24 protein-coding genes and 1 pseudogene are annotated in these 21,053 nt (G+C 55.8%); 16 read left to right on the top strand and 9 right to left on the bottom strand.

What is annotated here, in order from left to right:
- Window positions 1–3: 3 nt before the first annotated feature.
- Window positions 4–2,184 (top strand): bifunctional (p)ppGpp synthetase/guanosine-3',5'-bis(diphosphate) 3'-pyrophosphohydrolase, encoded by a 2,181-nt coding sequence (locus tag IPM58_18385; protein MBK9309009.1) that lies wholly within the window; start codon window positions 4–6, stop codon window positions 2,182–2,184.
- Between the two features lie 24 nt (window positions 2,185–2,208).
- Here IPM58_18385 and IPM58_18380 read toward each other — a convergent pair whose 3' ends face one another.
- Window positions 2,209–2,685: a DUF192 domain-containing protein gene (locus IPM58_18380; protein MBK9309008.1), complete on the bottom strand. Its 477-nt coding sequence runs from the start codon at window positions 2,683–2,685 to the stop codon at window positions 2,209–2,211.
- A 144-nt stretch (window positions 2,686–2,829) separates the two neighbouring features.
- On the opposite strand from IPM58_18380, the gene IPM58_18375 reads away from it, so the two are divergent.
- On the top strand, window positions 2,830–3,015 hold the full coding sequence (locus IPM58_18375) for a hypothetical protein (protein MBK9309007.1): 186 nt from the start codon (window positions 2,830–2,832) through the stop codon (window positions 3,013–3,015).
- A gap of 24 nt (window positions 3,016–3,039) precedes the next feature.
- On the top strand, window positions 3,040–3,693 hold the full coding sequence (locus tag IPM58_18370) for an NAD(P)H-dependent oxidoreductase (protein ID MBK9309006.1): 654 nt from the start codon (window positions 3,040–3,042) through the stop codon (window positions 3,691–3,693).
- A 77-nt stretch (window positions 3,694–3,770) separates the two neighbouring features.
- On the opposite strand, the gene IPM58_18365 is transcribed toward IPM58_18370, so the two are convergent.
- Window positions 3,771–3,968, bottom strand: coding sequence for a (2Fe-2S)-binding protein (locus IPM58_18365; protein MBK9309005.1), 198 nt, complete (start codon window positions 3,966–3,968; stop codon window positions 3,771–3,773).
- A 128-nt stretch (window positions 3,969–4,096) separates the two neighbouring features.
- Window positions 4,097–5,905 (bottom strand): M3 family oligoendopeptidase, encoded by a 1,809-nt coding sequence (locus tag IPM58_18360; protein MBK9309004.1) that lies wholly within the window; start codon window positions 5,903–5,905, stop codon window positions 4,097–4,099.
- Window positions 5,906–6,039: 134 nt separating this feature from the next.
- Between IPM58_18360 and IPM58_18355 the strand changes: the two genes are divergently transcribed.
- The 5 genes from IPM58_18355 to IPM58_18335 all read left to right on the top strand — a co-directional run bounded on the left by IPM58_18355 (window position 6,040) and on the right by IPM58_18335 (window position 8,254).
- On the top strand, window positions 6,040–6,393 hold the full coding sequence (locus IPM58_18355) for a hypothetical protein (protein ID MBK9309003.1): 354 nt from the start codon (window positions 6,040–6,042) through the stop codon (window positions 6,391–6,393).
- Between the two features lie 3 nt (window positions 6,394–6,396).
- Window positions 6,397–7,242, top strand: a complete 846-nt coding sequence (locus IPM58_18350) for a hypothetical protein (GenBank protein MBK9309002.1) — start codon at window positions 6,397–6,399, stop codon at window positions 7,240–7,242.
- Between the two features lie 54 nt (window positions 7,243–7,296).
- Complete coding sequence (locus IPM58_18345; protein ID MBK9309001.1) at window positions 7,297–7,551, top strand: transposase; 255 nt, start codon at window positions 7,297–7,299, stop codon at window positions 7,549–7,551.
- 55 nt (window positions 7,552–7,606) lie between these two features.
- A complete protein-coding gene (locus IPM58_18340) occupies window positions 7,607–7,864 on the top strand; it encodes a transposase (protein MBK9309000.1) in 258 nt (85 codons plus the stop codon).
- Between the two features lie 63 nt (window positions 7,865–7,927).
- Complete coding sequence (locus IPM58_18335; protein MBK9308999.1) at window positions 7,928–8,254, top strand: DDE-type integrase/transposase/recombinase; 327 nt, start codon at window positions 7,928–7,930, stop codon at window positions 8,252–8,254.
- On the opposite strand, the pseudogene IPM58_18330 reads toward IPM58_18335, so the two are convergent.
- A pseudogene (locus IPM58_18330) lies at window positions 8,202–9,303 on the bottom strand (IS30 family transposase). The gene IPM58_18335 and the pseudogene IPM58_18330 sit on opposite strands and share 53 nt — an antisense overlap.
- A gap of 170 nt (window positions 9,304–9,473) precedes the next feature.
- Window positions 9,474–9,791 (bottom strand): tetratricopeptide repeat protein, encoded by a 318-nt coding sequence (locus IPM58_18325; GenBank protein MBK9308998.1) that lies wholly within the window; start codon window positions 9,789–9,791, stop codon window positions 9,474–9,476.
- Between the two features lie 226 nt (window positions 9,792–10,017).
- Between IPM58_18325 and IPM58_18320 the strand changes: the two genes are divergently transcribed.
- From IPM58_18320 to IPM58_18285, 8 genes are all read left to right on the top strand, one after another.
- Window positions 10,018–10,962 (top strand): histone deacetylase, encoded by a 945-nt coding sequence (locus tag IPM58_18320; GenBank protein ID MBK9308997.1) that lies wholly within the window; start codon window positions 10,018–10,020, stop codon window positions 10,960–10,962.
- On the top strand, window positions 10,959–12,242 hold the full coding sequence (locus IPM58_18315) for a hypothetical protein (protein MBK9308996.1): 1,284 nt from the start codon (window positions 10,959–10,961) through the stop codon (window positions 12,240–12,242). Before IPM58_18320 ends, IPM58_18315 begins: the two co-directional genes overlap by 4 nt.
- Window positions 12,243–12,285: 43 nt before the next feature.
- Window positions 12,286–13,164, top strand: coding sequence for a sulfurtransferase (locus IPM58_18310; protein ID MBK9308995.1), 879 nt, complete (start codon window positions 12,286–12,288; stop codon window positions 13,162–13,164).
- 84 nt (window positions 13,165–13,248) lie between these two features.
- Entirely contained in the window at window positions 13,249–13,596 is a 348-nt protein-coding gene (locus IPM58_18305; GenBank protein ID MBK9308994.1) for a metal-binding protein SmbP, read from the top strand.
- A gap of 96 nt (window positions 13,597–13,692) precedes the next feature.
- The gene (locus IPM58_18300) at window positions 13,693–14,484 is read left to right on the top strand and encodes an acyltransferase (protein ID MBK9308993.1); all 792 of its coding nucleotides are present in this window, start codon (window positions 13,693–13,695) and stop codon (window positions 14,482–14,484) included.
- 74 nt (window positions 14,485–14,558) lie between these two features.
- Entirely contained in the window at window positions 14,559–15,119 is a 561-nt protein-coding gene (locus IPM58_18295; GenBank protein ID MBK9308992.1) for a YqgE/AlgH family protein, read from the top strand.
- Between the two features lie 148 nt (window positions 15,120–15,267).
- Window positions 15,268–16,596 (top strand): DUF3422 family protein, encoded by a 1,329-nt coding sequence (locus IPM58_18290; GenBank protein ID MBK9308991.1) that lies wholly within the window; start codon window positions 15,268–15,270, stop codon window positions 16,594–16,596.
- A 75-nt stretch (window positions 16,597–16,671) separates the two neighbouring features.
- Window positions 16,672–16,866, top strand: coding sequence for a hypothetical protein (locus IPM58_18285; GenBank protein ID MBK9308990.1), 195 nt, complete (start codon window positions 16,672–16,674; stop codon window positions 16,864–16,866).
- 399 nt (window positions 16,867–17,265) lie between these two features.
- Here the strand turns inward: IPM58_18285 and IPM58_18280 are convergent, their stop codons facing one another.
- The 4 genes from IPM58_18280 to uvrA form a co-directional block, all read right to left on the bottom strand.
- Window positions 17,266–17,514 carry a hypothetical protein gene (locus tag IPM58_18280; protein MBK9308989.1) on the bottom strand — a complete coding sequence of 83 codons (249 nt, stop codon included), beginning with the start codon at window positions 17,512–17,514 and terminating at the stop codon, window positions 17,266–17,268.
- Window positions 17,504–17,938 carry a PIN domain-containing protein gene (locus IPM58_18275; GenBank protein ID MBK9308988.1) on the bottom strand — a complete coding sequence of 145 codons (435 nt, stop codon included), beginning with the start codon at window positions 17,936–17,938 and terminating at the stop codon, window positions 17,504–17,506. Before IPM58_18275 ends, IPM58_18280 begins: the two co-directional genes overlap by 11 nt.
- Window positions 17,923–18,126: a type II toxin-antitoxin system VapB family antitoxin gene (locus tag IPM58_18270; GenBank protein ID MBK9308987.1), complete on the bottom strand. Its 204-nt coding sequence runs from the start codon at window positions 18,124–18,126 to the stop codon at window positions 17,923–17,925. The genes IPM58_18275 and IPM58_18270 overlap by 16 nt, the downstream gene beginning before the upstream one ends.
- Window positions 18,127–18,229: 103 nt before the next feature.
- On the bottom strand, window positions 18,230–21,001 hold the full coding sequence (uvrA, locus tag IPM58_18265; GenBank protein MBK9308986.1) for an excinuclease ABC subunit UvrA: 2,772 nt from the start codon (window positions 20,999–21,001) through the stop codon (window positions 18,230–18,232).
- Between the last annotated feature and the right edge of the window lie 52 nt (window positions 21,002–21,053).

Genomic DNA, 21,053 nt, shown 5'->3' with positions numbered 1-21,053 from the left:
CGAATGATGTACGAAACCGTAACGGATATCGATCAACTGCTGACTCGGCTGCGGGTCTACCAGCCGGAAGCCGACCTGGGGATGGTGCGAAAAGCCTACGAGTTTTCAGCAAGAGCCCATGAAGGGCAAACGCGGCGATCTGGGGAACCCTATGTGAAGCATCCAGTGGCAGTGGCCGGTGTGCTGACGTCTCTTAAGACCGACGTCACGGCAATTGTGGCCGGGCTTCTCCACGATACGCTCGAAGATACGGTGGCGACGGCCGACGAGCTTCAGAAGGAGTTTGGGAAAGAGGTCGTCCATCTTGTCGACGGGGTTACCAAGATCGGGAAAATCACGTTTCGCAGCTCAGAGGAACGGCAGGCTGAAAATTTCAGAAAAATGGTGCTGTCGATGGCCGATGACATCCGTGTGGTCATCATCAAATTGGCCGATCGACTCCACAATATGCGAACACTTGAACATCTCCAGGAAAGCAAGCGGCACGAAATTGCGAAAGAGACGCTGGAGATTTATGCGCCGTTGGCGAATCGTATCGGGATTGGGTGGGTCAAGAACGAATTGGAAGACTTATGCTTGAAGCACCTCAACCCGGACGTTTATGAAACCTTGCGAGTACGTGTGGCAAAACGTGATGAGGACCGCGAGCAATACATTCAAGAAGTGCGGAGGCTGGTTGAGAATGCGTTGGTCGAGAATGGGTTGGTCGGTGCTGTGAATGGGAGGCCAAAACACCTCTACGGCATTTATCAGAAAATGAAGAAACAATCGATCTCCTTCGAAGAAGTCTACGATCTCACGGCGTTACGGATCATTACCGATGCAAAAATGAACTGTTATGCTCTTCTCGGTGTCATTCATTCGTTGTGGCGTCCTCTACCCGGTCGATTCAAGGACTACATCGCCATCCCCAAATCTAATCTCTATCAGTCTCTCCACACGACCGTTGTGGGGCCGAAGGGCGAGCACGTGGAGTTTCAGATTCGCACCGAAGAGATGCATCGTGTCGCTGAGTACGGGATCGCCGCCCATTGGAAATATAAAGAACAGGGGCGTGTGCAGGATAAGGACAACAAGGCATTCGGGTGGCTGCGGCAGTTTATCGAATGGCAGCAAGATCTCCCGGATAACCGGCAGTTTATGGATTCTGTCAAACTTGAGCTCTTCCACGACGTCGTCTATGTCTTTACGCCGAAAGGGATCGTGAAGGAACTCCCGAAAGGGGCGACGCCGGTTGATTTTGCCTATGCCATTCACACGGAAGTCGGCGACCACTGCGTAGGGGCGAAGGTTAACGGGAAAATCGTTCCACTGAAGCATGAGGTGTCCAGCGGCGATACTATAGAAATCTTGACCTCGCCGAATCAAACTCCACACAAAGACTGGTTGAAGTTCGTTCGAACCTCTCGGGCAAAAACAAAGATCAAGCACTGGATCAAATCGGAGGAGCAGAAACGGAGTCTTGAAATCGGCCGCCGTCTCCTCGAATCAGAGCTCCGCCGCCATGGATTGGCTCCTTCGCAGGTTTCGAAGTCGGATGCGCTGCTCGAACTTGCTAAGCAAGAGGGCTATACGACGATTGACGAGCTTGCTGCAGCCATAGGATTCGGCCATATCGCGACAGCGCAGATCGTCGGACGGTTGATGACGCCGGCAACCGAACGAAGCACGACCCCTTCCGAAGTTGGTCTTGTCCCAAAAGTTGCCGGCGAGAGAGGTGTGGAGGCGAGTGTCCAAGTTAAAGGAGGACGCGATCTTCTGATGCAACTCTCGCGGTGTTGTAACCCTGTTCCCGGAGACAAGATTTTGGGATACATCACGCGTGGGAGAGGGCTCACCATCCATTCCGTCGAGTGCCCCAATTTAGGTGCGTTGGACTACGATCGGAATCGCCTCGTTGAGGTGGAGTGGGATACGGCCACACCGGGTCAACATGCGGTCAACATCTCTGTCATTGCTCAAGATCGAACCGGCGTGTTGGCGAATGTTTCTTCGGCGATCGCCGGATCTGACGCGAATATCAGCCGTGCTGAAATTACGACGAGAGAAGATCGAAAGGCTGAATTGCATTTCGTGGTGGAGATTTCCGATACCAATCACCTCAATCGAGTGCTGAAGGCCATTGAACGGGTGGCCGGCGTGATTACGGCTCGGCGGCTGAGGTCTTGGCGAGGGAAAATGTAAAGGACGGATGTTGGGGCGAAGCTGCTAGGGCTGGCCGAATCGAAGCGTTGTGCCTTTGTCGATCTTGTATCCATCGACAGTCCCTCCGGTGATCTCAAGCACATAGACTGCATCGGCGCTGTTCGGACGATACTGTGGACAAGAGTCGTCACTCTTCGTGCAGATGGGGACGTTTCGTTCGATATGGGTGACTCGTTTTTTCTCGTCCAGCCAGATGAGATCGAGTGCAATCTTGGTGTTTTTCATCCAGAAGGTCCAGGCCTGCGGTTCGCTGAAAAAAAACAACATGCCGTGGTCCTTCCTGAGGGATTCTCGGTACATGAGGCCGTACGATCGTTTTCGTGGGGTGTCGGCAATTTCGGCCTGGATGGTGATGCCCGAAGGTGTGCGGATTGCGATCAGCTCCGGATCCGGCGCCGCATGGACCGGCATATGGCCGAGGAGTATTGCAACAAGGACCATGGAGAAAAATACACTCAAGGATAACGGCGTTCGAAGCATGACTGCATCGTAATGATCGGATTGCCTACAGTCAAGGTTGTGTGTTCCTGCTTCCTGTGGTTGGTCCGATTCATAGGACAAGGAATGTTGCAATCATGTCAGACCCTGTGCGATTCTCCCCACTAGTCCACAGAAGAGGATCGTATGCAGGAAAAACGACGAGTGCTCTATAAAAAAGGTGTCTTTGTGTGCCCGGGGTGTCGTCAATCCTATGTCCAGGAAAAGTGGATCGAAGAATGGCGGATTCGCTGTCATCGTTGTACCTATCGCGGAACGTTGACGGAAGTATCAGTCGAAGAGCATATGGAGGAAGAGTCGTTTCGACGCTAGTGACCTCTCTCCTCATGTTCGGCGATGCATAACATCGTGGTCCCACCCTCCACTGCGTACACGTCTGTTAGCCGATGGCACCGACTGCTGGCCGTCGGGCTGACCTGTGCCAGTCTGACCTCTGGTTGTGTGGCGTCGTCACGGGCCGGTGACGCTTCGCCTTCGATCAAGATTCTGGTCACATACCATTCTCTGGCAGGAAACACCGAGCGTATGGCGGAAGCCGTGGTGGCTGGAGCTCGATCGGTCGCGCAATCCCAGGTTGTCCTTAAACGTGTCGGTCAGGTAACGGCCGACGATCTATTTTCAGCCGACGCCGTGGTGGTCGGCTCCCCGGTGTATTGGTCCAACATGTCTGGGGAGGTGAAGACGTTCTTCGATAACTGGCAGTTCAAGTTCGGTGTCTTTCCAGAATTCAAGATGAAGAACAAGGTGGGAGCCGCCTTTGCCACAGGGGGGCAGGTTTCCAGCGGGAAAGAAGTCACCATGTTGACGATTCTCGCCGCGATGCTGGGCAATCAAATGATTGTCGTGAGCGACGGGGGGGCGTTCGGCGCGTCCGCAACCACCGAGGGCGACAGTTCAGGAATTGATGATCGAGAATTGGCTGATGCGAGGGCATTAGGTCGGCGTGTGGCCGAGGTAACGAAACTCGTTCGAGCTGGGTCCTCACATTGAGGATATGTAATCAGAACTTGAGTACATACCGATGGAATATGTGAGTGTAAATGAGGAAGGAAAGGAGTAGAAATTTTCTATCGTTCCACGGTGCTGGTCGACGTCCCTTGGGCGGCAAGAGCAACCAATTCATGGATGTTTTTCGCGCAACGGCCACAATTGCCGTTTTGTTTGAGGCCGAACTTGGACTTGAGCTGACAAGGCATCACAAACCCTGCCCGCCCCGCCTCACGGACATCTGATTCCGTAATGCCTCTGCACAAACAAACATACATTTGGTTTCTTATCCTCTCGTTCGACGATTATGAGAAGCATTCTCAGTATGCCATTGAAATGAGGATCTGTCAAGCGCACATCTAGCTCGTAAAATGCTGTGCACCAGGGGTTATTTTGCTGAGGTTGACTACGAGAGGGTCCTCTCGAGATCTTTCACCATCTCTCGGATCGTATCGAAGCCCGACTGCCAGAAGTTCTCCGACGTCATATCAACACCTACTTTGTTCAAAATATCCTGAGGGGATTGAGACCCTCCGGCGGAGAGGAGCTCGAGATACTGTGGGACGAATGACGCGCCTTGTTCTTTGTACATGCGGTAGAGGGCCAATACCAGCAGGTTTCCGAAACTATAGGCGTAACAGTAGAACGGACTCGCGAAGAGATGTGGAATTGACAACCATTCCCATTGAAATTCGTCCGGCACTTTCACGCTCTTGCCGAACTGCTGCCGGAGTTCAGCCAGATAGGCTTGCGCCAGCTGATCCCCCGTCGCACCGTCAGCAATCATCTGGTGGGCTAGATTTTCGAACCTGACAAAATAGGCCTGCCGGAGTATCGTCGCATAGATGTCGTCCAATTGGCTCAACAACAGTCCCTGTCGGACCCTCTTCTCGGGCTCCTGTGACATCAAGGCATCGGAGAGAATGCGTTCGCCAAACACGGAGGCTGTTTCAGCCAAGGGGAGTGTCGCATGGAAGGTGAAGACCGAATGGTCTTTCGCCATCATTCCATGGATGGCATGCCCCAGTTCATGCGCCATCGTGGCCACGTCGCGAGCTTCACCCGTAAAGTTCAGCATGACGTAGGGGGTCAAGCCAGGCGCGACGCTATAACAAAAGGCTCCGCCGAGTTTGCCGGGACGCGTCGGCGCATCAATATGCTTTGCGCGAAAGACTTCTTCTGCCAGATCGGCCAAATGAGACGAAAAACCGCGATAGGCGTCAAGCACCATCGCAACTGCGTCGTCGTATCGATAGGTCTTCGTTTCGCTCCTGTGAGGTGCGTAGATATGATACCGGGTCATCGATGTGATCTTGCAGATTTTAGCTTTCAGTTTGAAGTAGGTTTGAAAGATATCGGCGTTCTTGGCACAGGTTGCAAGGAGGACATCAACGGCCTGGTTCGGGACGTCATTACCGAGGTTCCGGGTGGCCATAGGAGAGCTAAAGGCTCGGAGTTCCACATTCTCCGATTTCCAATCGGTCACGAGCGTTCGGTACATTTCTCCAATCAGATCGCGCTGGGCTGAGAACACGCGATAGAGTTCTTGATAGGCGGCCTGACGAACGGACGCCTGAGGGCTTCGTACGTGGGTCATAAGTTGCTCGCGATTCATCGTGCGTTTCTTCCCGTCGACCATCAGCGTGAAGGTCAGTCCGTTGGTCACGACATCGTAGAGCGTGTTGACTGCGCTACGTCCGGTGACATTCTTGACGTTGACGATTTTCTCCTCCGCCTCCGAGAGCGTATGGGATTTGTACCGCCTGATGGTTTCTAAGTGATACCGGAGATCGCCCGCATCGGCCATCAATCGTTCGGCGTTGAACGAATCGACGCTTTGCCACCAGAGATCGAAGAAGAGCAAACGATTGTTCAATGCCGTGAGGCGCTCCTCGACTCGAGATTTGAGCGAGCGGGACTTCGCCTCCTTCGTATTCTCCGAGAACCAGAGGTAGGCGAACGCTCCCAGCTGGTTTGAGATCTCGGCAATTGATTCAGTCAGTCTGAGGATCGCCAAGAAATCTGGGCTGGACATGGTCGCCTGCAATTGAGGCCGCGCCGATTCTACTTGTCCTACAAGTTTCCCCAGCTCAACCAGGCTTCGTTCCACATCAATCGGTGGCTTCTTCACCAGGTCACTGAGATCCCATCGGTTATGCGCGATGGGTGCAGAAGTCTTACGACGAGGCTGGCGAGGTTGACGTTGAGCGGCCATGAACAATCTCCTTTAGGTTGATTTCATGTCTACGGGAACGTGATTTTATCATCAGCGGCTGGCGCCGGTGGAGAAAATTGTCAAGCCAACAACGGAGCTCGATTGCATTGACTATCAATCAGTTGGATGCAAAGATGGCTTCGAGCCAGCTTCAAGATATGAACGATCACGAAATGCAGCGGGTTGTCCAATATGTGACGGCTCGTACGTCCCATGCACGAGAGACCGTGTGCGATATTCTCGAAACGGGGTTTACCGAACTGTCGTCGCTCGCGACTCATTCGACCTACTCGTTCGAGAGGGATGCCCTGCTCGAATATGTGTCACAGTGGACTATCAAACGCACGGGACAACCAGAGCCATTGGTGCGTGAAGTCTTGGCCTGTGCCGGTCGATGGCTTGATGAAATGTATGAGAAGACAGCACAGCCCCAGACGGAGTCCCCAGGCTCGTCAGCAGATGATGACGACGACTCGGCACCGGTATGAGAGATGGCGAGATTTCGACCACGAAAGACGTTCAGGCTGGCGACGACGCTTCGAGGCGAGCGTTCCAGTCCGGTACCTGCGTGGAAGCGGGAGGAACAAGGCCTTTCACGCCACCTCTACGACCAGTGGTCGACGCTTCATCGTCACTGTGCGGACTCATCGAGTCACCTTCGTCTCAATCGGCTCGTCCGGCGCCTCGCGCACTATGACTATGGGGTGAGGGAATCTGCGCGCGCCGAGTTGGAATTAGCCAACCAGTTGATTCGGACCGGGGCCCACGTCAGATTCTTGCCTGAATCTCAAGCCCGGACGGCCGATCTCGAATGCCGTCTTGGACCCGAGCGGTTCTTTGTGGAAATCACCTCCATGGTGGGCTCAGCCGAGCGGCAACGATTGCCGCTCAGGGGGCTCGATCTTGATGAGGTCGTCGGGGAGGAAGAAGACCGGGGTGTGATTCTGACTCACCGGATTCTTGCGCGCATCCGACAGAAGGCGAAGCAATTGGCCGACTATGGTGATCCGGTCGTCCTTGCCATCTCTATCCCACGAGCCGACCTGCAGGGTGACAAACCCTCCAGGCCTGAACCGATTTGGCTGGATCTTAAGCTTCTTGCGGGAGTGGTGACGGTGCTACTGACCAGAGTCTCGACCCTGAGTGCCGTGCTGATTTCGCTATGGGATGTGGAACCTCTTCCGTCACGATCGGCGGTCAAGCTAGTCAACGTGGAGCTGATCGAGCGGTCCAAACAGCACAAGACTCAACCACGGGTGCGCATGTTCGTCTTGAACCCAAGTGCCTCAGCGTCGCTGTCAGACGCTCATGAATCCTTGATCATGAAAACCTTGTAGTGCTGGTAGTGACCTTACCCCGATTTCACAGACACCTGTATAAGGAGGAGTTTGATGAAATTGGAGGGCAGCATGAGCACCAAGACGAGACGGCAGTATACGGAAGAGTTTAAGACAGAAGCAGTGCGGTTGGTCCGAGACTCGGCACGACCGGTTGCGCAAGTAGCCAGAGACCTGGGCATTGCCGACCATCTGCTCTACCGCTGGCGGGTGAGCAGCAGCAGGCGGAGGAGCGTGGAAAGACGCGGCAGGACCTCCGAGCTGAAGAGGCCGAACTGGTCCGACTGCGGCGCGAGAATGCTGTCCTAAAGCAGGAGCGAGATTTTTTAAAACGTGCGGCGGCGTTCTTCGCGAAGGAGTCCCGATGAGATATCGGGTGATCCAGGAACACGACCGTCGCTATCCCATCCGCCTCATGTGCCGAGCCTTAGCCGTATCTTCTGCAGGATATTATGCCTGGCGGGCACGTCCCGAGAGCACCCGGGCAGTAGCCAATCGAGGCCTGTTGACTGCAATTCGGGCGCTTCACCACGACAGTCGCCAGACCTACGGGAGTCCACGAATCTGGCGAGCACTCCGTGCACAGGGCCACCGGGTTGGAGAGCATCGCTCGCTCGGCTGATGTGCCACGCTGGCATCCGAGCCAAGACGGTGACGAAGTGGCGTGCTACCACGCAGTCCCAGCATGCGTTCCCGTGGCCGCGAACACCCTGGCTCGGTCTTCACCGTTGAGGCGCCCAATCGAGTGTGGGCGGGAGATCTGACCTACATCTGGACGGGAGAAGGCTGGCTCTATCTGGCCGTCCTGCTCGATCTGTATTCACGTCGGGTCGTGGGCTGGGCCATGGGCCAGCGATTAACCGGTGAGCTGGCTGAGCAAGCCCTGACGATGGCCGTAATGAACCGCACTCCCAGGGCGGGGCTCGTGCACCATTCGGACCGCGGCAGTCAGGGCGGATTCAACCGGTCGACGCAACACTGGGTTGTCCGGCGAATTGTAGGTACTTGTTGAGGGCTTCGGCTGGTGTCTGCCAACCAAGCGTCTTCCGCGGTCTGGTGTTGAGCGTGTGGGCTACGGCCTGGAATTGGCGCGAAGTCCGTTCGTGTTCTCGTTTGTGCCGCGCTGCCATGGACTATGAGGGTCAGCAAAGAAGACATTCACCCCTGACTCGACGGTGAACCGGGCGTGATCGTAGTTCTTTGCCACGATCCACGTCAATGATTGCCACAGCTGGGCGGCAGGGTTGTCACCGTTCGCTTGAGCGCATTGGCCATGGTGTGGCTCCGCCAGCCAGCGCGGGGCCGTTCTTCGTGCGGGGATCAGCCCATAGCCCTTCTCGCGAGGCAGGTGAACCAGCATGGTGAAGCGGCGATCGCTCCACCAGCGTCCCGATCGCAGACCGGTTCAGGCCGATGATCAGGTCCCCTCCCAATGCCCAGGCACGGCGCGGTCTTGCGCCTCTGCAGGACGGCTGAGATCATGACCTCCCCTACTGCGCCCACGCCTTGGCTGTGCTCTGGCCCGTGGCACTCGCAACGCCCGCCCGGTACGAAGGCAGCTCACCAACTCCGTTGAGAGCGCCTCTGCCTTGAATACAACGCCTGGTAAATGGCTTCGTGAGAGATTCGCTCGATTCATCGTTCGGGAAGTCGACCTGCAGCCGGCGGGCAATCTGCTCTGGCGACCAGCCCGTGACCCATTACGGTCGCCGCGAGAGGCGTGTTCCGCCCCTTAAACGGTGCCGGTCGAGGGCCAGCCATCTACGTCCAGCCGCGTCACGGATCTTGCCTTCCAGGCGATCTTGCACATAGTGACGCAGCTGCTGGAATCAAGCTTTGCCGGCTTCGGCCTTCTGGCCACCATCTCCTTCCACTGCGCGACCGAAGCCCGATACAGTTGGCCACCGTGCCCGTTGCGTGTCAGCTCGGGACCGTGAGGGGAGCGCCCAGTACGGCGAGCGATCTCCCGCACGCTGACGTCTGGCCCGCAGCAGCCCGTCTCCGACCCCGGTGTCGCCATGGACAATGGCTGCCGCCACGATGGCGGAACCAGCGCGTTCCACCGCCGAGACACCCAACTCTCGTCAACCCTCGGGTATAAGTCTCCAGCTGAGTATGAAGCGAGGGCCGCAGTCGCGTAACCACGTGTCCACGAAATCAGGGGAAGATCATAGGGACGCACGAGTTGCCACGCTAACGGGTGGGGTAGATGATGAGGGGAGCGATCGACCTCACGACCCCAAGGCAAGCTGCAACGCTTCCAAATTCTTCGTCACCATGGCGTCGCCGTTCTTGGTCGAGACCTCAATCCCAGTGGTGCACACGGTTCGACATTCGTCGATGCGCCCTAGTTTCTGGAGCGACTGTGCGAGTCCATAGTAGGCGGCAGAATAGGTCGGCTTGACTGTGACGCACTGACGTAACGACGTGGCGGCCTCTTCAAAGTTTCCGTCGTCCATGTAGGCCTTCCCTAGACCGAACCAGGCGACATCGTCATTTGGGTCCATCGCGAGCACTTTTTTGAGCGGTTCTATCCTTGGGTTTGGCATGATCATCCTCCATTGCGGCTGTCACGACGATAACAGCGCCGCCGGTCCGTTGTCTATGAACTTTCTGCGTGCTAATCTGAACGAGTCTTTCGTATCTCGTGAAGCGCATCTCGTTCAACAGTTTCAAGTTTGTGGTGTCCGCCGTAAGAACTTGAAACATTAAACTCGAAACTTGACACTCAGGAGCAAGATACGAACGACGTTTCACACTTCACGGTAACTGATTATGGGGAAGACAGGTCTCGTCTATCATCCCGCTTATCTTGATCATGATATGGGAACCGGGCATCCGGAGTCTCCCAATCGGTTGCGTGTGATCATGCAGCGCCTGGAGGAGAGCGGAACCGCTGCCCGACTGGTGAGGATCGAGCCACGACCAGCCGAAGATGAGTGGATCACGCACGTGCATACTCCGGGCTATGTTGCCGCGCTGAAGCGGGCGGCTCCCGCTACGGGACGTGTCTCGCTCGATCCGGACACGTCGATGTCGCCCGGTTCACTGACCGCCGCGTATTTTGCAGCAGGTGGGGCATTAGCGGCGGTCGATGCGATCATGGAGGGGCAGGTGGATCATGTGTTCTGTGCGGTCCGTCCTCCTGGTCACCATGCCGAGGCCAGCCGAGCGATGGGCTTCTGTCTCCTGAATAACGTGGCGATTGCCGCTCGCTATATCCAGAAAAAGCACGGGCTCACACGAGTGCTGATCGTCGATTGGGATGTTCATCATGGCAATGGCACACAGCATAGTTTTGAGGACGATCCTTCGGTTCTCTTCTTTAGCACCCATCAATATCCTCATTATCCAGGGACGGGTCGAGGAACCGAGCGAGGGAAGGGAGCGGGGGAAGGATTGACCATCAATGTGCCGATGGAGGCAGGCCAAGGAGATGCCGACTATCGCGCCGTGTTTCAGAACGTGCTCGTTGCAGCGGCCGATGACTTTAAGCCTGAGATTGTCATCATCTCAGCGGGGTTCGATGCGCATACGGACGATCCTCTGGCCAGTATGGGATTGACGGAAGCAGGTTATACAGCGCTCACTGAGATCGTGACGGGGATCGCCAAACGCCATGCGAATGGCCGCATCCTCTCTTCACTCGAAGGGGGGTATCATTTACCGGCGCTTGCCGCCTCCGTGGAGGCTCACGTCAAGGCGTTGTTGAACGCATGACTCGCGGAGTGAAGATTCTGCTTGGCCTTGGCGCGGTCGGTGGAGCAGTTTACCTCTATTACACCGAAATCAAACCGGTCGTGATTTTCGGGTTACGCTCGGATTATGCGCATGCCATTCCGTTTCAGGAAGTGCCCCAAGGGTTGGCCAGCCTTAAGGCAGAGGCCTGTGGCCAATGTCATCGCGAAATTTATGAAGAATGGAAGACGAGCATCCACGCTCATGCCTACGAAGATCCGTTCTTCCAGGCCTACTGGAAGAAGGATAAAAACATTTGGGTCTGCCTTAACTGCCACACCCCACTCGAGAATCAACAGCCCACGCTGATACACGAGATCCCACGCGGCAGAGTCGAGCAGGCTGTTCAAGAGCCCAATCCTCGATACGATCCTGACTATCAAAAGGAATCGGTGACCTGCGCGGTCTGTCACGTGCGCGACGGCGTGATTTATGGGCCGTTCGAAGACTCGGTGGCTCCACATCCGACGAAATACGACCCCAATTTGAGAACGGCACAGCCCTGTTACCGCTGTCATAATGTCGTGTCTGGGCCGGCACAGTTCTACAACGTCGGGCCCTGTGGCACCTATGCCGAGTATGAAGGCAAGTTCTTCATGCAAGAACGGGGGTTCATCTGCCAGACGTGCCATATGCCCGAGATTGATCGTCCTGTGGCGCTTGGTGGTCCAGTGCGCAGGGGGCGTCAGCACCTCTGGCGAGGCGGGCATGATCCGGATATGGTGAAACGGGCCGTGGCCGTGCAGGTCAAGGCGGACAGGGATTCTGCAAAGCCAGGTGAGCGAATCGGTGTGACGCTCACGCTCATCAACGCCGGGGCTGGGCACAAGATTCCAACCGGAGATCCCGACCGATTTTTTACGGTAGAGTTCTCCGTGGAGGATCAGCAAGGAAACGTGCTTGAGCAGCAGAGCTCGACGATGGGACGTTGGATTTTGTGGCAGCCGGCGATCGTGGAATTGTATGATAATAGACTACTCCCGTTGGCCAGCAGAGAGTACCGGTTTGCGTACCAGTTGCCGGAAAAGACCGACGGACTGCGCCTCAGAGCACGAGTGCGCTACCATATTTTGACGGATGCGCAACACGAGATGTTGCAGACGAAATATGGTTTAACGGGAGATGACCCCTATCGTTTCGTGGTGTATGAGCGAGAGGTCCCGTTGTCCGGCGATGTGAACTTTGCCTGGGCGAAGGACGCAGATGCCTTGCTAAGACATGGACCGCCACACGAGACGAACACGTGCCAGGAACGTGGCTGACAGCTGATAGTCGAGTAGGAAGAAAATGGAGAGGAACGACACTGTGACTCATTCCTTATTGATCGATACCGAGTCGCTTCAGCAGCAGGTAGGACAGCCAAACCTCGTGATCATCGATGTGCGTGGCAAGGCTGCCTATGAATTCGGCGGCCATATTCCGGGAGCTGTCCATTCAACGTGGCATGACTACAGTGATCCGAACGCCGTACCGAAGGGCCTCTTAAATCCTGATCTGTCCCAGATCGAGCTGACGCTCCGTCGCCTCGGAATCAAGAACGATAGCGACGTCGTCATCTACTCCAACCCCTTTGACAACTGGGGCGATGAAGGGCGGATGTTTTGGATGTTGGAATATTTAGGCCATACACGCCTCCGGATTTTAGATGGTGGGTGGGTGAAGTGGACGGCTGAGAAGCGGCCGTTCGAACATGGGCGCGTGTCTCCCTCGATGGGCACCTTCACGGCTTCCCCAGTGCAATCGTTGCTTGCGTTGAAAGAGGACATTAAGGCGATCGTCAAATCGCCGCATCCTCAGACAGCGATTCTCGACGCGCGCAGCGTCGAAGAATTTCTCGGGAAAGAAGTGTCCGGCATCCCGCGGCCCGGCCATATTCCCACCGCCGTCCATGTCGCGTGGAACGGATTTTTGAATAAGGATGCGACCGTCAAGGATCCGTCCGTCATCAAGGAAATGTTGGAGGCCAAGGGTATTCGAAGCGAGCAGGACATCATTTGCTACTGTACCGGTGGTGTGCGGTCGGCTTGGCTCTATTTCCTTCTCCGGCTGGTTGGTTATCCGAAGCTCAGCAATTACCCTGGGTCGTGGTGGGAATGGAGTCGGGATTTTGCGGCTCCGGTCGAGAAAGATTTGCACGCGCTCCAGAAAATTCTTGGATTTGATCCATCCGCCAAACATTCTTGACAGTGCTGAGGAGCGCTGTGTAAGGTCTCTTCAAGACATTCAGTCGATGCAAACTGCGAATTATCAACCATCAAGGAGGCAGCCATGATGAGCAGAATCGTTCGTAGTGTGATGTTGGTGTTCGGTCTGAGCGCATTGGTCGCGGTACCGGTGCTGAGCAGCTCGGCATGGGCCGGGAATAAGCACATGAGCGAAGCGGTCGAACATGCGCAAGGCGCCGCATCACATGGGAAAGAAGGGCATGCGGATGCCTGTGTTGAGCATGCGAGTGAAGCCCTCAAGCATGCGCAAGCAGCGGGAATGAAAAATCCTCATTTGGATGAGGGGGTCAAGCATCTGACGGAGGCCGTGAAACACGGAAAGGCCGGGCATGCGGACGCCTGTACCGAACACGCCAATGGTGCTGCGATGCATCTGAGTGAGGTTAAGTAGAAGGCGCGGCTAGTTGCGAGGTTGGCTTAGTAAGTGTGGAGTGTGTACGGGCAGGGACATCGTCCCTGCCCGTTCTCGTATGGAGGGGAGCGTTTTGTGAGAGTGGGGTTTTACCAGTTCGATCCGCAGTTCGGTGATGTGGCTGCAAATCTTGACGCCGTCACGGCCAAGCTGGACCGGGCAGATGCCGACCTCGTTGTACTCCCGGAACTGTTTGCATCAGGCTATCAGTTTGTTTCTCAGGAGGAAGCCCAACGGTTGGCCGAGCCGGTTCCTGATGGTGTGACGGTTCGTCGTCTGAGTGAGCTCGCAAAACGGCGGAAGATGCACCTCGTGGCAGGACTTCCGGAACGATCAGGGGTACGCTATTACAATTCCGCAGTGGTCGTAGGACCATCCGGTTTTCTTGGTTGTTATCGAAAGACCCATCTCTTCTATGAGGAAACACAGCTCTTCAGCGCTGGAGACTCCGGTTTTCGCGTCTGGGATATTGGGCCGGCGAAGATCGGCGTGATGATCTGTTTCGATTGGTACTATCCAGAGGCTGCCAGGACCTTAGCCTTGCAGGGTGCGGATATTCTGTGTCATCCCTCCAACCTGGTGTTGCCGAATTGCCCGGATTCTATGCCGGTACGATGCCTTGAGAATCGAGTCTTTGCCGTAACCTGTAACCGGATCGGGAGCGAAGCCCGTGGTGGAAAAGAGCGGTTGACCTACATCGGCCAGAGTGAAATTGTGACTCCGAAGGGGGTCATCAGACACCGAGCATCCCGTGACAGGGAAGAACTGACCATCATCGATATCGACCCTGCCGAAGCTCGTAACAAGGCATTGAATCGCTACAACGATTTGTTTGGCGATCGCCGTACGTCGCTGTACAAACTGTAATCCAGACTGGCATAACCCTGCCAAGATGAGGGCTGCGCTTGCGCAAGTGGCAGGAGCACGGTAGGATTTGTTTCATGAGCACCGACCTTCGGAAAGGTATTTTTCTCATCGCGGCCCCGAGCCTCCGTGACCCCAACTTCCGACAGACCGTCGTGTTGCTCTGTGAGCATGGACCGGAGGGGGCGCTTGGTGTCATCGTGAACCGTCCGACGGCCATGTCGATTTCAGAGGCTCTCCCGCAGGTGCCGGTGATTGAGGGGGCCGGTCATGTCCTCTATGCCGGAGGTCCTGTGCAGACGAATCAAGTCATGCTGCTCTATCGTGGCGATACGTTTCCGGACAATGCGCACCATGTGTTCGATGGCGTGTGTCTTGGGGGTGACGTCGGCATGGTCGAGCGAATTCTCACCGAGACGGGAACCACGGAAGTGTTTCGTGCCTACATCGGGTATTCGGGTTGGGGATCGGGCCAGCTCGAGAATGAGATGAAGACCGGTTCGTGGATTACCTTACCGGCAGATCCTCACGTGGTGTTCGAGAAAGACCCTACCCGTGTTTGGGGAGATATTCTGTGCACGCTGGGTGAGGCCTATCGCCCGTATGCCGAGATGCCGTTCGATCCATCCTGCAACTGATTCTTGTCCCTTGCTTCTTTCCGAGGATCTGCCACATCATCGTTCTCGTTGAAGCTTGCTGTACCGGGTGCTAGGGGCATACCTTATTCTCTGGACAAGGGGGGGGGGGAAACAGGTGAGTCAATTGGGACTAGACACTGGATCATTCTTGAAAAAATTGCATGAACGCCCGCACCAACCGATCGGGCGATGGCTCCGTGCGCCGGCTCACGTGCATTTCAAAGCATTTCGCATGTCCGATCCTCCGGCGCAGCGACCGGCTAGTCGGGAAGAATTCCAGTCGCTGCTGGCGGCGCTCAAGGTAACGGCGGAGTCGACGGTGCTCAAGGAAACGTTTGGATACGGGATCAAGGAATCGGCGGGCGGCGACCGACTCATCCTGGTCTGGCAAGCCCATACGGAATACTACAACTATCAGATCTGGCATCTCCCGGCCAAGCCGGAGGTGTCGTTTGGGCCGCTGACCTTTCCGGAATACACCTTTGCGGTGTCGCCGATCGGGAATCTCGTGTGCCGCCTCGACCTGCTGCTCACGGAGGAGCCGTTGCCGACACACGAACGGATGCAGCCGTTATTTCCAGGGCCGGTTATCTACGGCAGCCGTGTGTTCGACGAATCGACCAGCTTGATCACCAGCTTTACTCCGGACGAACTGGGGCGTGAACGGTATTGGGTCAGTCTCGGGCCGCAGGCACAGGCGTCGCGGTTGAAAGATATTGTCGATGCCATTGTGCGGATCGAAACCTACTATCATTTGCTGTTGATGCAGAAGCCGTTGTTCTCGGCGGCCATCGATCATGTCTATAAATTTGAGAAGGTACATCTGGAACAACGAGAAATCATTACCGCTCATATCGGGCACGCGAACTCGGAGACGTTGCAGCGGTGGTTGAACAGTCTGACGCAAGACTTGTTGAAAACGAATCGCATGGCCGGACAATTACATTTCGAACTGTCGGCATCGATTCCGTACGACAAGATCGTACACACGACCTTGTCCTCCATCGGGGAGCAACGGATGGAGGCCCATCGTCCGATCTCAGATTATGTCGTGAGCGGCATTACCGGCGTCGCGGAAGGATACCAGCAGCTCTTGCGACGCGTCGACACGCTTCGTGGTGGCTTCGAAGGCATCATCGCCATCATTCGTACCCGCATCGATTTGATTGTCGAAGCGCAGAACCTCGCACTGCTTCAAAGTGTCGACAAAACGACCAAGAGCCAAGTGATCCTCCAGCATACGGTCGAGGGACTGTCGGTCATCGTCATCGCCTATTATCTGGCGGGACTGGCGGGCTATGTCTTCAAAGGATTGCAGGAACTCGGTTGGCTTGGCAATGCGAACATTGCCTCGGCGGTCTTTGTCCCTATCGCCATTGGGCTTGCCTTTGCCATCACGGCATTCAGCAAAAAGTATCTGCATCGGAAGCTCGGAGAGGAACAAGCCAGCAGGAAAGGCAACAAGCCAGAGGACTAATCACGAGGCCTGTTTCAGTTGTCGAAGCCTGGTTAGTCGAGTACACGTGAGCCTGATGAGGTCACGAGGTTCCCAGTGAGTGTTCAAGATGAACAGCAAGAAGAGAAGCGAATGGCGGCCAATCTATGCCAAGGGATCGAACTCACAGAATTGGCGTTGGCCCTACGTTTTGCCGCGTTGCAGCAGCAGAATGCTGCTTGTAGCATGGCCGACGTCATGCACGAAATCCGTTTGGCGAAAGAACGGGCATGGCTGGCGAATCAGACCTAGCCCACATATTGACTGAGCTTCTCAACGAGTTCGACCGACGAAATGTGCAGTATGCATTGGCCGGTGGGTGGGCATTCAGCGCCCTCGACTAGGAACCAGTAGAGGTGTAACTGGTACAGAAGGCGATCGGGGAGGAAGCCTACCATGGACCTAGTACCACGAGTCTTAGTTCTGACTGGCACTTTACTTGTAATCGTAACGATTGCCTATGGAGTTGTTCGACTACTGAAGGGCACAGAACTCGTTAGAGCGGCTAGCTTTAAGGATTGGCTACAAGAATCCTCTATGCTCTCCGCACGTCTCTTCTCTTTATTCATGATCCTAGGCATCCCGGCACTCATCGTATCTGTCGACTCGAAGTAATCCCATTGCGACAAGAATCGATTGCTATTTAGCCCTCTACGTCCCACTTCTGTGCTTACCGTGATGCGGTGGCACCTTGGCCAGAAAATGTCTGGCGTGTGAGGCTTCAATATTTACTGCTTGTTCCCGTCGTACATTGGCAATAATCTGCTTCCCGGCTGCGCGGCCTTCGTGGCCGAGGGCGATGACCCAGTCAGCGGACTTGATGGCATCGAGATTGTGCTCGACGACGACAAGTGTGTTGCGGGCCTGGCTGGGTTCCTGGCGAGAGGAGCTAGGGCTCAATAATCTTAAGGCCTGAGACTTTCGTTGCGATCCGCCGAAATTCCAGCACATTGCTAGTCACAACAGTCGCGCCGATTTCTCGTGCTGTAAGCGCGATGAGAATATCATTCATAGGACCCAGGCGGTCGCGCAACCCAGAAGCATTCCCGTACATGGTTCGAAAGAGCTGTCCTGCTCGATCAAGAATTGTCGGTGGGAGGCCAAGCGTGCGGCTGGTTAGAAATGCTTGTTGAAGCCGGTCAACGGCTTTCTTCCGTTTGGGTGTATCGGCTCCTAGCCGAAGTTCGAGCAGAACAATAGCCGAGATGAATCGCGTGACATTTCCATGGCCACCGCAAACCCATTCTGCGTGCGTGCCAACTCGTAAGAAATCGATGAAGACATTTGTGTCGAGGAGAACCTTGCCACCTATTGGTAAGGCCATGGGCGGTCGTCGCCTTTCAAAATCCCTTTCAGTGGGCGAAGAGCCTTACTCAGTCGTTGTTCCTCAACCAGCAAGGAGAGCGCTTTGTCGATCGCTTCCTGCTCGGAAGTAACTCCGAAATAGCGCTTCGCAGCATTAATCTTTCGCTGATCCAGTACGAGATGTTTGTGCTTCAGCGCAGCGCCCATGAATCCTCCAAAATGTACAGATGATGTACATACCCAGTATATGCGAGCATCTTGTGAAACAGCAAGATCATAGGAAGTTCTCAGCCCATAGCAGGTTCTCTATTTAACTTAACGCTTTTGCCAAGAATCGTCCTGTATGTGACGCGGCCACCTTCGCCACTTGCTCCGGCCTCCCTTCTGCCACGATCTCCCCACCGGCAGCACCCCCTTCGGGACCGAGGTCGATGATCCAGTCGGCGGATTTGATGACATCGAGATTGTGCTCGACGACGACCAGCGTATTACCGGCGTTCACGAGTTTGTGGAGGACGCCAAGCAGCTTCTTGATGTCTTCAAAGTGCAGACCGGTGGTCGGCTCATCCATGATGTAGAGCATGCCGTTGGGGGACTGGCTGCGGCTACGCTGCTGCCGGTCCCTTTTCCCAGCCGTCAGCTCCGCGGCAATTTTCAGCCGTTGGGCTTCGCCACCGGAGAGCGTCGTAGCGGATTGTCCGAGTCGCAAGTAGCCGAGGCCGATAGAGGTCAAGAGATGGAGCCGCTCTTGGAGCTTCAGCGTCCCGGAAAAAAAAGAGAGGGCTTCCTCCACCGTCAGGTTCAGTACTTCTGAGATAGTCTTTCCTCGGTATCGAATCTTCAAAATCTGAGGCTTGAAGCGCGTGCCCTCGCAGATCTCGCAAGGAGCATAGATGTCTTCAAAAAAATACATCTCCAGTTTTTCAACCCCGCTCCCTTCGCAGCGTTCACAGCGGCCACCGGCGGCGTTGAACGAAAAGTGGCCGGGTGTAAATCCTTGCCGTTGCGCGTCACGTTCCGAGGCGAAGAGTTGACGGATCTCATCGAACGCTTTCAGGTAAGTAATGGGATTGGATCGCGGCGTGCGCCCGATCGGCTGTTGATCGATCAAACAAACACCCTTGAGGTGTTCGAGACCTTTGATGGCTGTGAATCGCCCCATCGGCAGGGATTCCACACGAAAGGCACGGGCGATGGCCCGATACACGGTATCTTCCACCAAGGTGCTCTTACCCGATCCGGAGACACCAGTCACACAGACCAACATGCCGAGGGGAATGCGGACGAGGAGGTCTTTGAGATTATGTTCGGCTGCACCGGCGAGCACGAGCATCTTGCCGTTGCCCCTGCGCCGCTTGGTCGGGAGGGGAATGGCGTCTTCGCCACGTAGGTATCGAGCGGTGATTGCTCGACGGTCGCGGAGGAATGCCTGCGTGGGCGCGGCACAGACGATCTCACCGCCTTGTTCGCCGGATTGGGGGCCCAATTCAACCAGGTAGTCGGCCGATTCGATCATGCGGCGGTCGTGTTCCACCACGACGACGGTATTCCCGGCTCCGGCCAGGTCGTGGAGGATACCGGCCAACAGATCCGTATCTCTCGCATGAAGGCCGATCGTGGGTTCGTCGAGGACATAGAGGGTGCCGACGAGCCGAGAGCCTAGCTGGTTGGCGAGCGCGACACGTTGAGCCTCTCCTCCTGACAACGTCTTCGTCTGTCGATTCAGTGTCAGGTATCCCAGGCCGATGCGTTGGAGAAACCCAAGTTTCGCTGAGAGTTGTCGGAGAATATCCGTTGCGATGTCTTGTTCGAACGGCCTGAGGGGTAAAGACTCCACCCATCCGGCAAGACTCTCGACCGTTCGCTCCGTTGCCTGATGGATATCGTATCCGGCAATCTTGACGAACAGCGCCTCCGGCCTGAGGCGGCTCCCATGGCAACTGGGGCAATCGAAGGGGGTCCGGTAACGGCTGAGAAAGACGCGGACATGGAGCTTGTAGCGCTTGCCTTCCAGGTATTCGAAGAAATCGTTGATGCCATCAAAAGACTTGTTGCCCTCCCAGAGCAATCGCTGCTGATCTGCCGACAGCGACTTGAATGGGGCGTCGACATCGATGCCCTGTGTCTTCATCGCAGCCAGCATCTGCTTCTGCCACCAAGCAGAGCTGGGTTTGCTCCAAGGTTCGACCGCACCTTCTGTCAGTGATTTGACGGAGTCGGGGATGACGAGTTCTGGATCATAGCGCAGCACATTCCCGAAACCATTACATTCCGGGCAGGCCCCGAGCGGATGATTGAACGAAAACAGGATCGGTCGTAGGGGTTCAAAGGTACGGCCGCAACCCTGGCAAAGAAATCTCGTACCGTAGGATTGCCGCCCATGGTCGATGATATCGATCGAACAGCGGCCTTCTCCTTCACGGAATGCCGTTTCGATGGCTTCCACCAGCCGAGTGCGGTTGTCTTCCCGGATCACCAGGCGATCGAGGACGATGAAGAGCGAGGGATACGTGTGGAGTGAGGGTGCGACGACATCATGCAAATCGATGACCTCATCGCCGGCCTTGATGCGGGCAAACCCGCGAGTCAGCAGCGATTGAATCAGGGCCGCTTCTTCTTTGCGCGATGGTGTCGCAATCGGAACGAGCACCATCGCTCGGGTATCGGACCAGCGTGTCAGCAGCTCATCGGCGACGGTGTCGGGCTGAAAGGAGCGGGCTTCTTGCTTGCAATCCGGGCAGGTCGGTTTGCCGATCTTGGCGAAGAGCAGGCGGAGCAGGTCGGCGATTTCCGTTGTCGTCCCAACCGTCGAGCGGGATGTGCGCACTTGATTCTTCTGTTCAATGGCAATGGCCGGGCGCACGTTGAGAATGCGGTCCACATCCGGGCGAGCCACCTTGTCGAGAAACATGCGGGCGTAGGTCGAGAGCGACTCGACATAGCGCCATTGCCCTTCCGCAAAGATCGTGTCGAACGCGAGCGAAGATTTTCCAGATCCGGAGACGCCGGTAATGGCCGTGACTTTGTTGTGGGGAATCTGCAGCGAGACGTTCTTGAGGTTGTTCTGTCGAGCCCCTTCGATGATGAGGTGATTGGGTGAGGGTTTAGAGGGCAGAGGGTTCGGCACGGTGATC

It is taken from the genome of Nitrospira sp., assembly GCA_016715825.1.
Lineage (GTDB): Bacteria > Nitrospirota > Nitrospiria > Nitrospirales > Nitrospiraceae > Nitrospira_D.
The sequence above is the reverse complement of the archived record's forward strand: the minus strand, read 5'-3'. Positions and strand labels throughout refer to the sequence as shown.